We start from the raw sequence: 15205 nt of genomic DNA, 5'->3' as shown, positions 1-15205 counted from the left end.
TGGGTGCCATGCCCGACAGCGGTTTCCCCTGGCCGATCGAGACGACCCGACTGGACAACGGCCTGCGCGTGGTGGTGAGCGAGGACCGCACCGCCCCGGCCGTGGCGGTCAACCTCTGGTACGACGTGGGTTCCCGCCACGAGCCGGCGGGACAGACCGGCTTCGCCCACCTCTTCGAGCACCTGATGTTCGAGGGTTCGGTGCACGTGGCGAAGACCGAGCACATGAAGCTGATCCAGGGCGCGGGCGGCTCGCTCAACGCGACCACCAACCCGGACCGGACCAACTACTTCGAGACCGTCCCGGCCGAGCACCTGGAGCTGGCGCTCTGGTTGGAGGCCGACCGGATGGGCGGTCTGGTGCCGGCGCTCACCCAGGAGACGCTCGACAACCAGCGCGACGTGGTGAAGAACGAGCGGCGGCAGCGCTACGAGAACGTCCCGTACGGCGACGCCTGGCTGCGGCTGCTGCCGCTGCTCTATCCGCCCGGCCACCCCTACCACCACGCCACCATCGGGTCGATGGCCGACCTGAACGCCGCCGACCTGGCCACCTTCCAGGACTTCCACACCACCTACTACGCGCCCAACAACGCGGTGCTCACCGTGGTCGGCGACACCAGCGCGGCCGAGGTGTTCGCGCTTGCCGACAAATACTTCGGCGGCCTCGGGGCGCGCTCCGACATCCCGCCCGCGCCGGACGGGCGCACGGTGCCGGCCACCGGCCGGCCCGCGGTGGAGACGGTCACCTCCGACGTCCCCGCCGCCCGCGTCTACCTCGCGCACCGCACCCACCCGTTCGGCGCCCCCGGGTACGACGTGACCACGGTGCTCGCCACCGTGCTCGGCAGCGGCCGGGGCAGCCGGCTCTACCAGCGGCTCGCCGACGGCGAGCGGATCGCCCAGCCGGACCTGGTCGGGGCGTACGGCGTCGATCTGGCGCACGCGCCGGCCCCGCTCATCGCCACCGCCACCGCCCGGCCCGGCGTGACCGCCGACCGGCTGCGTGACGGGCTGGCCGAGGTGGTCGACGAGCTGGCCACCGTGCCGGTGACCGCCGCCGAGTTGGAGCGGGCCAAGGCGCTGCTGAGCACCATGTGGTGGCGGCAGATGTCCACGGTGGACGGGCGCGCCGACACGCTCGGCCGGTACGCCACCCAGTTCGGCGATCCGGCCCGGGCCGGCGACCGGCTGCCCGCCTGGCTCGCCGTCACCGCGGAGCAGATCGCCGAGCAGGCAGCCGAGCTGCTCGGCGCCGCCGACCGGGTGATCCTGACCTACCTGCCCGAGGAGACCTCATGACGCTCATCGCCGCCCGTCCCGGTCCCGGAGCCGCCCGCGCCTACCGGTTCCCGCAGGTGGTCCGGCGCGCGGTGGCCGGCGGCCAGGTCGTCGCCGCGCACCTGCCCGGGCAGAACCTCGCCGTCGCGCTGCTGCTGCTGGACGGCGGCGCGGGTCGGGAGCCGGTCGGCAAGGAGGGCCTCGGCGCGGTGCTGGCGAAGGCGCTTGAGGAAGGCACCGCGCAGCGGGACGCCACCGCGTACGCGCTTGCCATCGAGGCGCTCGGCACCGAGCTGGTGACCGGGCTCGACTGGGACTCGTTCCAGGTGAGCGTGCAGGTCCCGGTGGACCGGCTGAGCGCCGCGGTGGAGCTGATGGCGGAGGCGGTCCGCACGCCCCGGCTCGACCCGGCCGACGTGCTGCGGGTCCGCGACGACGAGGCGACCGCGCTGCGGATGGACTGGGCCAACCCGGGCCCGCGCGCCGACGCGGTGCTGCGCGCCGACCTCTTCGGTGCCGAGCACCGGTGGGGCCGCCCGCTCTACGGCGACCCGGGCAGCGTGGCCGCGCTGGAATCCGACGACGTCACCGTCTTCCACTCCGAGTGGTTCATCCGTCCCGGCACCCTGATCGTCGCCGGCGACCTGGAGCGGATCGACCTGGACGCGCTCGGCGCGGCGGCGTTCGCCGGCACCGGCGGTGGCCCGGTGGACCGGGGCGGCCCGATCGAGGCGCCGCTCGCCGACCGGCGGCGGGTCATCCTGGTCGACCGTCCCGGCTCGGTGCAGTCGACGCTGCGGCTCGGCCACCCGTCCCCGCACCGCGCCCACCCCGACCACGTGCCGATGACGCTCGCCGGCACCGTGCTCGGCGGCGCGTTCACCTCCCGCCTCAACCACCTGATCCGCGAGGTGCGCGGCTACACGTACGGGATCCGGGGCGACTTCGCCTCGTCCCGGCGGTTCGGCCGGTTCGGGGTCAGCTCCGGCGTCCAGACCACGGTGACCGCGCCGGCGCTCGTGGAGTGCGTGGGCGAGGTGTCGCGGACCCGGCTGACCGGGGTGACCGAGGAGGAGCTGGAGGTGGCCCGCTCCTGGCGGGCCGGCCAGCTCTCGGTCGAGTTGCAGAGCCCGCGGGCGATCGCGTCGGCGCTCACCACGCTCGTGGTGCACGACCTGCCGGACGACTACCACGCCCGGCTGCGGGAGGCGCTGCTCGCGGCGACCGTCGAGGAGGTCTCCGCGGCGGCCTCGGCGCACCTGCACCCGGAGTCGATGACGATGGTCGTCGAGGGCGACGCGGCGGTGATCCGGGACGAGCTGGTGGCGGCCGGCCTCGGCGAGGTGGTCGACCACGCGTGACCGGGCGGGGGCGACGGCGTGTGATTCCCGTCGCCCCGGCCCGCGCGCTGGGAAACGTTTCCCGCCCGGCCGGCCCGGCTGGGTAGCCTCGCGGGCATGAGGATCGGCATTGTGGGTGCCACCGGCCAGGTCGGTGGCGTGATGCGGCAGGTGTTGGCGGAGCGCGAGTTCCCGGCGGAGCAGGTGCGGTTGTTCGCCTCGGCCCGGTCGGCCGGGCGCGCCCTGCCCTGGCGCGACGGCGAGGTCACGGTCGAGGACGCGGCCACCGCGGACTATCGCGGCCTGGACATCGTGCTCTTCTCGGCGGGCAAGGGCACCGCGAAGGAGTTGGCCCCACGGGTCGCCGAGGCCGGCGCCGTGGTGATCGACAACTCCTCGGCGTTCCGGATGGACCCCAAGGTGCCGCTCGTGGTCGCCGAGGTCAACCCGCACGCGATCGCGGACCGGCCCAGGGGCATCGTGGCCAACCCCAACTGCACCACGATGGCCGCCATGCCGGTGCTGCGCCCACTGCACGCCGAGGCCGAGCTGGTCAGCCTCGTCATCGCCACCTACCAGGCGGTCTCCGGCGCCGGCCTGGCCGGCGTGGCCGAGTTGGACGAGCAGGTCCGCAAAGTGGCCGAGGACGCGAGCGCGCTCGCGTTCGACGGTTCCGCGGTCGCGTTCCCGGCGCCGCGCTCGTTCGCCTGCCCGATCGCGTTCAACGTGCTCCCGCTCGCCGGCTCGATCGTCGACGACGGCTCCGGCGAGACCGACGAGGAGCAGAAGCTGCGCAACGAGAGCCGCAAGATCCTGGAGATTCCCGGCCTGAAGGTCTCCGGCACCTGCGTGCGGGTGCCGGTGTTCACCGGCCACTCGTTGCAGATCAACGCCCGGTTCGCCAGGCCGATCGACCCGGCCCGGGCCCGGGAGCTGCTCGACGGCGCGCCCGGCGTGGCGCTGTCCGACGTGCCCACCCCGTTGCAGGCGGCCGGCCAGGACCCGACGTACGTCGGGCGGATCCGGGCCGACGAGACCGTCGCGCACGGGCTGGCGCTGTTCTGCGCGAACGACAACCTGCGCAAGGGCGCGGCGCTCAACGCCGTGCAGCTCGCCGAGCTGGTCGCCGCCGAGCGTTGACCCCTCCGGGGCGGCCCGCGTTACCCCGCCTCGGGCGGCGGGTAGACGGCGGTGCCGACACCGAGAGGGGAGCACCATGACAACGGTCGGAGAGTTCATGACGACCCGGTTGGTGACGATGGACGGCAACGACACGCTCACCGCGGCGGCGCAGGAGATGCGCGACAGCGCCATCGGCGACGTGGTGGTGACCGACGGCGACAACGTGGTCGGCATCGTGACGGACCGGGACATCACGGTCCGCGGCGTGGCCGAGGACAGGAACCCGGCCACCACCCGGCTCAACGAGATCACCAGCAAGGACGTGGTGACGGTCAGCCAGTACGACGACGCGGTGGCCGCCGCCGACCTGATGCGCACGTACGCCGTACGCCGGCTCCCGGTGATCTCCGACGGACGGCTGATCGGCCTGGTCTCGATGGGTGACCTGGCGGTCGAGCGGGAACCCCAGTCGGTGCTGGCGGACATCAGCGCCGACGATCCCAACAACTGACCGTCCGCCGCGACGACGCCGGTCCCCGGTTCGGGGGCCGGCGTCCCGCGTGCGCGCGGTCCGCCGCCTCACCCGATCCGGGCGAGGTTGACCCGGAGCCCGGCGGGGACCCTGCGATCGTGGACACGACCACGAGATTCTTCGAGGACCTGGACCGGCGGGGGTTCGAGCCGCTGCTTGTCAAGACGTCCGGAACTCTCCGGTTCGACCTGCACGAGGGGGCGCAGTCCACGCACTGGCTGCTGGAGATCGACCGGGGCAGGGTGCGGGTCCGGCAGGAGGACGGCGAGGCGGACACCGTGGTCGGCACCGAGCCCCGGTTCTTCGGCGCCCTCGTCGAGGGTCAGGAGAACGCCATCGCGGCGCTGCTGCGCGGCGACATGACAGTCGTCGGTGACCTGCGGCTCGTGCTCCAGATCGAGCGCGTCTTCCCCGGTCCGCCGGACTCCCGCGGGCCGCGCCACACGTTCTCCAGGAGGGCCGCCTGATGGCCGGGAGCAACACCGTCCGGATTCTGGACGGCAACACGTTCGTGGTCTCCGAGGAGACAGGTGACATCGAGGCCACGCCGACCGAGCCGACTGGTCTCTTCTCGCTCGACACCCGGTACCTGTCGAAGTGGGTGCTCACCGTCGACGGTGAGCGGCTCAACGCGCTCTCCTACGACGACATCCAGTACTACGAGGCCCGGTTCTTCCTGGTGCCGGGCATGGCCACGCACTACGTCGACGCGAAGTTGTCGATCATCCGGGAGCGGGCGGTGGGTGGCAGCTTCCGGGAGACGCTCACCGTCCTGAACCACGACGAGAAGGCGGTCGACCTGGCGATCCGGATCGACGCCGGCGCCGACTTCGCCGACCTCTTCCAGGTCAAGGACGAGATCGTCAACAAGAAGGGCGAGCTTTACGCCGAGGCGGAGTCGGACCGGCTGCGGCTGGGCTACCGGCGCGGGAACTTCAAGCGGGAGACTGTCGTCTCCGCGAACCAGCCGGCCCACTACGACCACCGGGGCCTCGCCTGGAGCGTCCACCTGGAGCCCAACGCGCAGTGGGACGTGGTCATCGACGTGCAGACCTTCGCCATCGGCCCCGGCGGCCGGGACCTGCGGATCGGGCTGCGGGCGCACGGCACCGAGCGCCTCGCCCTCGCGCACGACCTCCAGGAGTGGATCGACCAGGCCCCCAAGGTCAACAGTGAACACGGGCGGGTCGCCGCGACCTACCAGCGGTGCCTGGTCGACCTCGCCGCGCTGCGCTTCTCACCGCTCTCCCTCGGCGGGCAGACGCTGCCCGCCGCCGGCCTGCCCTGGTTCATGACCATGTTCGGCCGGGACAGCATCCTCACCTGCCTTCAGGTGCTGCCGTTCGCCCCCGGGTTGTCCAAGACCACGCTGCGCATCCTCGGCGCCCTCCAGGGCACCCGGTTCGACGACTTCCGGGAGGAGGATCCGGGCCGGATCCTGCACGAGATGCGCTACGGCGAGACCGCCGCGTTCGAGGAACAGCCGCACTCGCCCTCCTACGGCTCGGTGGACGCGACTCCGCTGTTCGTGGTGCTGCTCGACGAGTACGAGCGGTGGAGCGGCGACGTCGCGCTGGTCAAGGAGCTGGAACGGGAGTGCCGCGCGGCGCTGAAGTGGATCGACGACTACGCCGACCTGGTCGGCAACGGCTACATCTGGTACGAGCGGCGCAACACCGACACCGGCCTGGAGAACCAGTGCTGGAAGGACTCCTGGGACTCCGTCTCGTACGCCGACGGCTCGCTGCCGCCGTTCCCGCGAGCCAGTTGCGAGGTGCAGGGGTACGCGTACGACGCGAAGATGCGGGCCGCCCGGCTGGCCCGGCAGTTCTGGGGCGACCCGGCGTACGCCGATCAGTTGGAACGCGAGGCGGCGGAGCTGAAGGCGCGGTTCAACCGCGACTGGTGGGTCGCCGACGGCGGTTTCTACGCGCTCGCCCTGGACCCGGAGGGGCGGCAGTGCGACGTGCTCAGCTCCAACATCGGCCACCTGCTGTGGAGCGGCATCGTCGACGACGAGCGGGCGCCGCAGATCGCCGCGCATCTGGTCGGGCCGCGGCTCTGGTCCGGTTGGGGGGTGCGGACGCTTGCCGAGGGCGAGGTCCGCTACAACCCGATCGGCTATCACAACGGCACGATCTGGCCGTTCGACAACTCGTTCGTTGCCTGGGGCCTGCGCCGGTACGGCTTCGCCGAGGAGGCGGCCACCGTCGCCAACGGGATCCTGGACGCGGCGACCTACTTCGACGGACGGCTGCCGGAGGCGTTCGGCGGCTACCAGCGGGAGCTGACCAAGTTCCCGGTGGAGTATCCGACCGCGTGCAGTCCGCAGGCGTGGTCGACGGGTGCGCCGCTGCTGCTGATCCGGACCATGCTCGGGTTGGAGCCGCACGAGGGGCACCTGGCGGTGGACCCGCGGCTGCCGGTGGGCATGGGGCGGATCGAGGTGCTTGACATCCCGGGCCGGTGGGGCCGGGTGGACGCGTTCGCCCGGGGCCGGCTGGACCTGCACAACCTGGCCGGCTGACCGGGCTTGGCCGGGCTTTGCCGGGCTGACCGGCTTGGCCGGGCTGACCGGCGCCGGCGCGCCGGCTCAGTGGCCGGTCGCCGGCAGGACGTGGTCGAGAAACGCGGCGGCCACCGCGCGCAGGTCCGGGCGGGCCAGATCGAGCGCGTGGCCGCCGTGGGTCAGCCAGAGGTGGGTCGGGTGACCGGCGGCCAACAGCCGGCCGGCCAGCTCGACCGCCTGGGCGGCGGGCACCGGGACGTCGTCGCGGCCCTGCACCAGCAGCACCGGCACACCGCAGCCGAGATGACTGGCGACGGCGGCGTCGGCGGTGGCCGGGTCGCCGTCGACAGGTGCATGCCCGAGCAGGTCGGCCCAGGGGTCGTCGCCGGCCGGACGCCGACGCCGCTGTGCCGCGTCGAGCGGGTCGACAGGCGCCCAGTACGCCAGCGCCGCCGCCACGTCGCCGGGCCGGTCCACCCCGCGCAGGGCCAGGTGCAGGGCGAGCATCCCGCCGGCCGAGTCGCCGCCGACCAGCAGCGGCAACCCGCCCGCGGTGGCCCGGGCGGCGCGCGCCGCGGCGCGTACGTCGTCGAGCTGCGCCGGCCAGCGCGCCTCGTGGGAGAACCGGTAGGTCGCGGAGACCACCCGCAGCCCGAGCGGCGCGAGCGCGGCGCCGTCCTCGTCGGAGCGGGCCCGCCACCCTCCGCCGTGGATCCAGAGCAGCACGCCGCGTTCGGTCATCTGCCCATCGTGGTCGCGTCCCGGCCGGTCCGCGACCCCGGTCTGCTCAGGGCAGAGCGGCCCTACGGTTCCGTAACCTACCCGGGGTAAAGTTGCCGGATGCCGGAGCTCGTGTACCCGCCCGTGATCACCGCCGCCAAGACGATGTTCCGCGCCCTCGACCTGCGCCTGGACGTGCGGGGCAGCGAGCACGTGCCCGCCACCGGGGGAGCGGTTCTCGCGTCCAACCACGTGAGCTACCTCGACTTCATCTTCTGCGGCTACGGCGCGCACAAATCCCGCCGGTTGGTCCGGTTCATGGCCAAGGACAGCGTCTTCCGGCACCGCGTCTCCGGCCCGCTGATGCGCGGCATGAAGCACATCCCGGTCAACCGCGCCGCAGGCGCCGGGTCATACTCCGCAGCGGTCGGCGCGCTGCGCCGGGGCGAGGTGGTCGGCGTCTTCCCGGAGGCGACGATCAGCCGCTCCTTCACCGTCAAGGACCTGAAGAACGGCGCGGCCCGGATGGCGCAGGAGGCCGGCGTGCCGCTGCTGCCGGTCGCGCTCTGGGGCACCCAACGGCTGTGGACCAAGGGCCGTCCGCGCACGCTTACCCGCCGGCACACCCCGATCACCATCCTCGTGGGTGAGCCGATCGACCCGGCCGCCCACCCGGACTCCGCCGCCCTGACCGCCGAGCTGCGCACCCGGCTGTCGGCGCTCGTCGACCGCGCCCAGCGGGAATACCCGGAGCAGCCGGCCGGCCCGGACGACGCCTGGTGGCTGCCGGCCCACCTGGGCGGCAGCGCGCCGACCCCGGAGCAGGCCGTCGAGCTGGACCGTCCGGCCCGCCGCTCCCGCACCACTCCCTGACCGGCGCCCGCAGACCCGCCCCCGCCCCCGCCCTGCGCGGGTGATCATGAAGTTGACGGCATCAACAGAGATCAACATCGCCGTCAACTTCATGATCACCCCCCTCGGGGGGGGCGTTGGGCAGGGTGGGGTGCGAGTGGTGGGACGCCAGAAACTGCCCCACTCGCAGAGCCGCCGTCCTCGATACACAGGCGAACGGGTCAGCAGGCGGAGCCGGGCTGGTCGCGGGCGGGGGAGTCGAGCTGCGGCCAGGGTGACGCCTCCGCCACCGGCTGGCGGTAGTAGTCGTCCCGGGTCAGGAACTCCACCGGAAGCGACCCCGGCAGGGTCACCGTGCCCACCGTCGGGCCGGGGGAGGCGGCCACCCGGGTGGCGAGGACGTCGCGCTCCGGCGGGGACAGGTCCACCAGGTCCGGGTGGGCCAGTCGGTATCCGGCCACCGAGCGGCGTACCTGCCGGGCCAGCGCGGTGACCAGGGCGACCGGGCCGGTGATCGCGAGCGCCGGCTGGCGGATGGTGCGCAGCGCGTCGCAGACCACGCGCAGCTCGGCGGCGTCGCCGTCGACCTCGACCAGCTCCAGCCGGGACGGCCACTGCCAGCGGATCTGACCGCTGACCAGGCGGGACAGCCGGGCCGGGCGCCGGTGCCGGGCGCCGGTCGGGCCGTCCCGCCCGGGGACCAGGGACAGCTCGGAGCCGGTGCAGACGTACGCCAACCGCCTGTCGGTCACGGTGATCGTCGCAGGGTCGGGCAGCGCCCAGCAGCGTACGTCCTCGGTGGGACCGAGCAGGTGGCCGGCGACCGGCAGCCGGTGCTGGCCGAGCAGCCGCTCACCCGGCTCGGGCACCAGCGTGTAGCGCCGGTCGAGCAGGGGGCGGGTGGGGTCGTCGTCCGCGTCGAAGCGGTGTGGTCCGATGAAGAAGGGTGCGGCGTCCTCCGGCACGGTACGACCTCCCGGCGACGGTTGGCGGTACCGATGATCCTTGACGATTCCTGGGGTGATTGTCATGACACCCGTTAGGGGGTCGGCCGGTCGGCCGACGCCTGCGACCGGTAGATGCCGATATCTTCCGGTCGGACGAGGCCGTCCTCGATCGCCCGGGCGAGCAGGGCCGCCTTCGTGGCCGCCGGACGCCCCGCCCGGGTGTACTTGATCCGCGCCCGGTCCACGTACTGCTTGACGGTGTGCTCGCTGATCTGCATCCGGCGTGCCACCGACGCCTTCGACATCGACTGGAACCACAGCAGCAGCGCCTCGCGTTCCTTGTCGGACAGGGCCGGCCGGTCCGGCCGGGCGTCGCCGACCATCGCGCCGGCGAGCGCCGGCGGCACGTACGGCCTGTCGCTCGCCGCCGCCAGCACGGTGGCGACGCAGTGCTCGCGCCCCTCGTGCTTGGCCAGGAACGCCACCGCGCCCGCGTCGAGCGCGGCGAGCATGGTCTGTGGGTCGGTGTGCTCGGAGTAGACCACCACCCGCCGTCCGGCCGTGCTCAGCTCGGCCAGCTTGTCGAGCACCATCCGCCCGTGCAGCCGCAGGTCGAGCAGCACCACCTCGGCCTCCGGCGCGGCCCGCAGCACCGCGTCCGGGTCGTCGCCGGTCGCCAGCACCCGCAACCGGGGCTCGGTGGCCAGCCAGGCGCGCACCCCGTCGATCACCACGGGATGGTCGTCGACGATCGCCACCCCGATCGGTTGCCCGGGGTTCACGTCCGCCGCCAGCGGGTCTGCGTCCATCTGATCTCCCCGTCCCGCTCGTGCAGGTGCTCCACCGGCCCGCCCCCGCCGGGTGGCGCCACCACATCGTCCCCGCCGGGTGGCGCCACCGGATCGTCCGGGCCGTCGTGCTCCGGCGTCACCAGGCTCACCACCACCTCGTCGGGGCCGGCGACCACGGTCAGCCGGGCCCAGCCGTGGGCGCCGGCGAGCGCCGCCGTGAGCGGGTCGGCCAACCCTCGGCGTACGTCGACCGGCAGCTCCGGTGGCGTACCGACCGCCACCAGGTCGATCGGCAGGCCGTTCCGTTCGGCCAGGTCGGCGGCGGCGCGCAGCTCGTGCAGCAGCGGGTCGGGCACGTCGTCGGACTCGGCGATCAACCGGCGCAGCCGGGCGGCGGCCAGCACCGCGCGGCGGCGTACCGCCGGGTCGGCCGGGTCGGCGTCTCCGGCCGCCAGCGCGGCGAGCACCTCCTCGGCGGTGCCGCTGACAAGCGCGAGCCGGGCCTGCCGCTCGCCCTGGGCCCGCTCGGCCGCCTCCCGTTCCGCGGCCACGGCAAGCGTCGCCGCGGCGGTGCCGGCCCGGTCCCTTGCCAGCGCGGTGAGCGCCGCCGCGCCGGCGAAGACCGCCACCGGCAGCGTGGAGGTGCCGTAGACGTACATGGCGTAGCGGCTCAGGTCGGCCGGCGCGGTCGCCCCGTGCAGCACCACCGCCGACAGTGCGATCGTCGCGTGCGCGGCGAGCAGGACCAGCAGCCAGCGCACCGGTCGCTGCCAGAGCACCAGCAGGAAGAACCAGGCCAGGCCGCCCCACACCCAGTTGGCGGAGGTGAACAGGAACCGCCCGCCGGCCGCCGCGAAGACCGCCGCGTCGATCACCAACAGCACCACGGCCAGCCGCCGGGCCGGGGGCAGACCGCCGCGCAGCAGGCGTACGCCGGTGGCGACGCCGACAAGCGCGGTCACCAGCCAGCCGGCCGCCACCACCGCCGGCGCGGCCATTCCGGGCCCCGCCTCCAGCACCGCCGGCAGCCCGATCACCAGGTGCCAGGCCAGCGCGATGACGACCGCGACGAGCCGGGCCCCCCGGTCCGACGCGTCCGCCACGGCACGCGCCTGCGGTGGGGCCACGGCCGCCCCGGAGCGCGCCGACGTCCGCGGCCGGGGCCGGGGGAGCAGCGCCGCGCCGGTGCCCACCGACGGGGACTCAGTCGCCATCCGACCACTCCAACCGCACCCGGGTGCCGGCGCCAGGGGCCGAGGTCACCACCGCCCGGCCGTGCACCGTGGCCATCCGGCCGTGGATCGACTCGCGCAGCCCGTACCTGTGGGCCGGGACCGTGGTCGGGTCGAAACCGGGACCGTCGTCGACCACCTCGACCACGACGGCGCCGCCCGCGCGGGCCAGGCGCAGCGCGGCGGTGGCGCCCGGCGCGTGCCGGGCCACGTTCGCCAGCGCGGCGGCGGCGCTGTCGGCGAGCGCCGCCGCGGCCTCTGCCGGCATCCGGCACGGCGGAAGCGTCGCGGTCACCGTCACCTCCGGCAGCCCGGCGAGAACCGTGCGCAGCCGCTCGTCCAGGTCCGCCTCGCCGGCCGCGCCTGCGGTTCGCGCTCCGGCCAGGGCGCTGAGGGTACGCAGGTCCGCCGCGCACCGCTCGCGCAGCGCCGCCGAGGCGCCGGGCACCGCGCCGAGCCCGATCATCGTCAGCGTGCCGAGCACGGTGTCGTGCAGGTCCCGGTTGTGCCGCCGTTCGGCCTCGCGCGCGGTGCGCGCCACCACCGCCTCGTGGGACAACCGCTGGTAATCGGCGAACGTGGCGTCGCCCCGGCCGATCCAGCGGCGCATCACCGCTGTCATCACCGCCGTGCAGCCGATCTGCACCAGCAGCGTGCCGGTGTGCGCCCGCGCCTCGACCGGGTTCCCGGCAAGCGTGGCGCCTGTCGCGTAGGCGGCGGTGACAAGCAGGCCGGCCGGCACCGACCACCGGGCCGGGGCGGTCGCCTGCGCGTTGATCACCGTGGTGCTCGCCAGCACCGCGACCCAGCTCCCCTCGCCCGGTAGCACCTCCGGCGCGACAAGCCACGGGACGGCGAGCGCGGCGGCGGCGGTCAGCGCCACGTCGCCGGCCACAAGCGCGCCGCCGACGCCGTGCCGGAACGCGCGGACCGCATACCAGCAGGACCACGCGGTGAGCGTGACGACGGCCGGGACCAGCAGCGCCACCCGCACCGGAGGCGTCCGCACCGACAGCGCGACCACCGCGCCGACCACGCCGCAGGTGAGCCGCAGCAGCGCCGGAAGGGTCGTGAAGATCAGCGTGAACGCGCCGCCCGCCGGGCGGTCCAGTGGGGATCGTGGCAGGGGCGTGGCGACAGCCACCGGCATCGGGGAGGTGTCCTTCCGGCAGCGACCCGGCCGGGTCCGCACGGCATAGATTGACGCCGGAGAATAGCACGTTTTGTCGGACCGGTCACCCACGGTGCGCGGCGCGTCGCGGTTATCTCGCGGAGAAGTGGACGATCAGCATCCGGTTTAGGTGCGGCTGCGCATCCACTCCAGGGCCGGCTCGGCGTGCCGGAGCACGGAGATGTGCCCGTCGTCCGGGAACCGGCGCAACTCGGCCGACGGGCACCGCCCGGCCAGCCACTCGGCGTGCGCCACCGGCGCGATGCCGTCGCGGTCGCCGTGCAGCAGCAACACCGGCGGCGTGACCTGGGCCGGGTCGAAACCCCACGGCCGCACGTAGGCCAGGTCGTCGTCGATCAGCCCGCCGGGGCCGGCCGCGACCGCCGGACCGACCACGCGGTCGAACCACGACCACTCGGCGTGCAACGCGGCCAGGTCGGCCTCGGTGAACCCGGGGTCGTACTCGGCGTCGGAGGACTCGTGCGCCTCCTTCGCCGCGCGCCCCGCGGCGGCGGCGCGCAGCGACGCCACCCCGGACGGCACCATGCCGGCGAACCAGTCCAGCCCGGCCGCGCCGTAGGGTGCCAGCCCGGCGCCGACCACCACCGCGACCACCCGCTGCGGCAGCAACGCGCCGCAGGCCAGGGCATGCGGGCCGCCGCCGGAGTGACCCATCGTCGCGAACCGGTCGAGGCCCAGCGCGTCGGCCACCGCGGCCACGTCGGCCGCCGCCGAGGCGACGTCGCGATCCGGCAGCGGGGTGGAGCCGCCGTAGCCGGGACGGTCGTGCGACACCCAGCGCAGGCCGAGGCGGTCGGCGGCGGCGAACAGCGGCGCGGGCGGGGCGCCGATGTTGGGCGTGCCGTGGTGCCAGAACACGGGCAGCCGGCCCGCCCCGCCGGTGTCGTAGACGTGCAGGGTGCGGCCGTCGGGCAGGCGAAGGTCGGTCTCGGTCACCATGGCCGGAGACTATCCCTGGCGGCCGACACTCCGGCCCTGGCGATGTTCCGCACGCCGCCGAGCAGCGCGCTGCCTGCGCACCGACCCCGCGTCCTCCTGAGCCGCGCGGCCCCGGCGTGGTCTGTCGACGGCGCCTTTACCGAGCTCGACGCTGTCGAAGGGAAAAGGCGTCGATGCCGTCGAACTCGTCGGCGAGATGGCGGTCCCGGCGTGGATCCGTGCCGTCGTGGAAGCCGTCCGGTGTCGGGAACATGCTCTCCAGCTCGCCGAGCGCGGGTGCCAGGTTCGACGCCGGAAGGTAGCCCGGCAGGATGACGAACCCGTGCGTCTGCCACTTGTCCCGGACGGCGTCGAAATCGTTCCTGTCCGAGGCTCGTCCGTCCTGACTGAGCCCTCACTTCGGCGGTAACCGTGGAGGGCTGAACAACAGGCCGGGCTTCGTACTGTCCGAGCAGATCAGCACGCTAGTCCAGGTGAAGTAGGCGCGGGAGTGCTGGCCTGGCTGTTACCGCATCCAGGCCCTCGCTCGCGCGACCCTAGTCGCCGGAGAAGCCCCAGAAGTAGATTTCGCTCGGGGCGCCGGCCTCGTCGTGCAGCACCGCGCACCTGCCGAACCAGCGCTGCGCGGCGAGGGGCCCGAGCGCCTCGACGTGTGCCCGGGTCAACGTCGCGACACCGACCCGCTCCAGCGCCTCCGCCCCGGTTACCGGCTCGACCGTCCCGAAGTCGGGCTCCTCGCCCGTGACCAGCACCCGGGACATGTCCAGGATGGAGTGGGTGCCGGACTCCTGGACCAGATCGTTCGCCCACAGCTCGTCCTCTGTCTGCGGCCGGTGCGGGAAGTCGGCGGCAGACCTGCCGAACTCCCCGCCCGCAGCCCACCAGTAGTCACCTGTCGCGAAGACCCGCTGCCGCAGCCCTTCCAGCGCCGCCCCGAGATCGGGCTGGTAGGCGACGTAGTAGTGCCATCCCGACGCGCCCACACTGCCTCCTGACGTTCCCCGGCCCTGGCCGGCCGGACTGCCGCCATCATGCCGGGAGGCACCGACATACCCGCCGCTCGTGGTGGACCCGACAGTGACGACGCATTGATGTCTCGGACGGGGAATGACGGTGGTGGAACCGCGGGCCTTCTGGATCGACGAGAACTTCGATCGTGAGCACGGCGCCGACGGACGCGGGCGCTATGAGAACGAGGTGCTTCGGCGTACCGCCGAATTTGCCGACACGTGGGGCGACATCGCCCGTCGCCTTCGCCGCGACGGCCTGGCGGCTGGCCACCGAGCTGTCACCCGGCTACGTCCGGTGGCGCCGGCGGATCGTCTCGGCCACGTGCGCGCCGAGCCCGTGGGACGGCAGCCTGATCTGCACCGTGGCCGTGGTGTCCCGGTGGCCGGCCGAACTCACCTGGACCCGGCAGCGGCAGCGCGACCGGGGCTGGCGGGACTGGCCGCAGTTGTTCGGCCAGTACACGACGCCGACCGAGCAGGACCTGACGCGCAGCCCGCACCTGCGCGCGATCCTCCAGGTCGAGGCGCCGCTCCCGCTCGGGGACCTGCCACCGGCCCCCGACGGGCCGGACGACTCCGTGGCAGCGGCGGCACGGCGGGCGGTCGTCGTGCTGGCCCGGGAACTCCACGAGTTGCTCGGGCCCGTGATCGGGCAACTGGAGGCCGGCGTGCCGGCGGACTCCTGACGGCGCCGCTACATCCATGACCGGACGGCGCCGGCTGCGCCTTACGGGCCTCG

15 protein-coding genes are annotated in these 15205 nt (G+C 73.9%); 8 read left to right on the top strand and 7 right to left on the bottom strand.

The features are described from left to right. Positions 1–8 precede the first annotated feature (8 nt). The 6 genes from SM450_RS28745 to SM450_RS28720 all read left to right on the top strand — a co-directional run bounded on the left by SM450_RS28745 (position 9) and on the right by SM450_RS28720 (position 6801). The gene (locus tag SM450_RS28745; protein WP_474622915.1) at positions 9–1301 is read left to right on the top strand and encodes a M16 family metallopeptidase; all 1293 of its coding nucleotides are present in this window, start codon (positions 9–11) and stop codon (positions 1299–1301) included. Beyond that, on the top strand, positions 1298–2641 hold the full coding sequence (locus SM450_RS28740; RefSeq protein WP_474622914.1) for a M16 family metallopeptidase: 1344 nt from the start codon (positions 1298–1300) through the stop codon (positions 2639–2641). The genes SM450_RS28745 and SM450_RS28740 overlap by 4 nt, the downstream gene beginning before the upstream one ends. Positions 2642–2737: 96 nt before the next feature. Further along, the gene (locus SM450_RS28735) at positions 2738–3760 is read left to right on the top strand and encodes an aspartate-semialdehyde dehydrogenase (RefSeq protein WP_474622913.1); all 1023 of its coding nucleotides are present in this window, start codon (positions 2738–2740) and stop codon (positions 3758–3760) included. Positions 3761–3836: 76 nt separating this feature from the next. After that, positions 3837–4253, top strand: coding sequence for a CBS domain-containing protein (locus SM450_RS28730; protein ID WP_474622912.1), 417 nt, complete (start codon positions 3837–3839; stop codon positions 4251–4253). A gap of 116 nt (positions 4254–4369) precedes the next feature. After that, positions 4370–4741, top strand: coding sequence for an SCP2 sterol-binding domain-containing protein (locus SM450_RS28725; protein WP_474622944.1), 372 nt, complete (start codon positions 4370–4372; stop codon positions 4739–4741). Continuing rightward, positions 4741–6801, top strand: a complete 2061-nt coding sequence (locus SM450_RS28720; protein ID WP_474622911.1) for an amylo-alpha-1,6-glucosidase — start codon at positions 4741–4743, stop codon at positions 6799–6801. Before SM450_RS28725 ends, SM450_RS28720 begins: the two co-directional genes overlap by 1 nt. 66 nt (positions 6802–6867) lie before the next feature. Here SM450_RS28720 and SM450_RS28715 read toward each other — a convergent pair whose 3' ends face one another. Continuing rightward, a complete protein-coding gene (locus SM450_RS28715; protein WP_474622910.1) occupies positions 6868–7524 on the bottom strand; it encodes an alpha/beta hydrolase in 657 nt (218 codons plus the stop codon). A gap of 99 nt (positions 7525–7623) precedes the next feature. Between SM450_RS28715 and SM450_RS28710 the strand changes: the two genes are divergently transcribed. Further along, the gene (locus SM450_RS28710; RefSeq protein WP_474622909.1) at positions 7624–8376 is read left to right on the top strand and encodes a lysophospholipid acyltransferase family protein; all 753 of its coding nucleotides are present in this window, start codon (positions 7624–7626) and stop codon (positions 8374–8376) included. A gap of 200 nt (positions 8377–8576) precedes the next feature. On the opposite strand, the gene SM450_RS28705 is transcribed toward SM450_RS28710, so the two are convergent. From SM450_RS28705 to SM450_RS28680, 6 genes are all read right to left on the bottom strand, one after another. Further along, complete coding sequence (locus SM450_RS28705; protein ID WP_474622908.1) at positions 8577–9320, bottom strand: hypothetical protein; 744 nt, start codon at positions 9318–9320, stop codon at positions 8577–8579. A 74-nt stretch (positions 9321–9394) separates the two neighbouring features. Further along, positions 9395–10111: a response regulator transcription factor gene (locus SM450_RS28700; RefSeq protein ID WP_474622907.1), complete on the bottom strand. Its 717-nt coding sequence runs from the start codon at positions 10109–10111 to the stop codon at positions 9395–9397. Further along, the gene (locus SM450_RS28695) at positions 10081–11307 is read right to left on the bottom strand and encodes a hypothetical protein (protein ID WP_474622906.1); all 1227 of its coding nucleotides are present in this window, start codon (positions 11305–11307) and stop codon (positions 10081–10083) included. The genes SM450_RS28700 and SM450_RS28695 overlap by 31 nt, the downstream gene beginning before the upstream one ends. Beyond that, the gene (locus SM450_RS28690; protein ID WP_474622905.1) at positions 11297–12475 is read right to left on the bottom strand and encodes an ATP-binding protein; all 1179 of its coding nucleotides are present in this window, start codon (positions 12473–12475) and stop codon (positions 11297–11299) included. Before SM450_RS28690 ends, SM450_RS28695 begins: the two co-directional genes overlap by 11 nt. Before the next feature lie 147 nt (positions 12476–12622). Further along, positions 12623–13456 carry an alpha/beta fold hydrolase gene (locus SM450_RS28685; protein WP_474622904.1) on the bottom strand — a complete coding sequence of 278 codons (834 nt, stop codon included), beginning with the start codon at positions 13454–13456 and terminating at the stop codon, positions 12623–12625. Between the two features lie 536 nt (positions 13457–13992). Beyond that, positions 13993–14439, bottom strand: a complete 447-nt coding sequence (locus SM450_RS28680; RefSeq protein ID WP_474622903.1) for a hypothetical protein — start codon at positions 14437–14439, stop codon at positions 13993–13995. A 203-nt stretch (positions 14440–14642) separates the two neighbouring features. Between SM450_RS28680 and SM450_RS28675 the strand changes: the two genes are divergently transcribed. Continuing rightward, positions 14643–15152: a hypothetical protein gene (locus SM450_RS28675; protein WP_474622902.1), complete on the top strand. Its 510-nt coding sequence runs from the start codon at positions 14643–14645 to the stop codon at positions 15150–15152. Positions 15153–15205 lie beyond the last annotated feature (53 nt).

This window comes from Micromonospora marincola, assembly GCF_056150385.1.
This window is presented reverse-complemented; position numbering and strand designations above follow the sequence as displayed.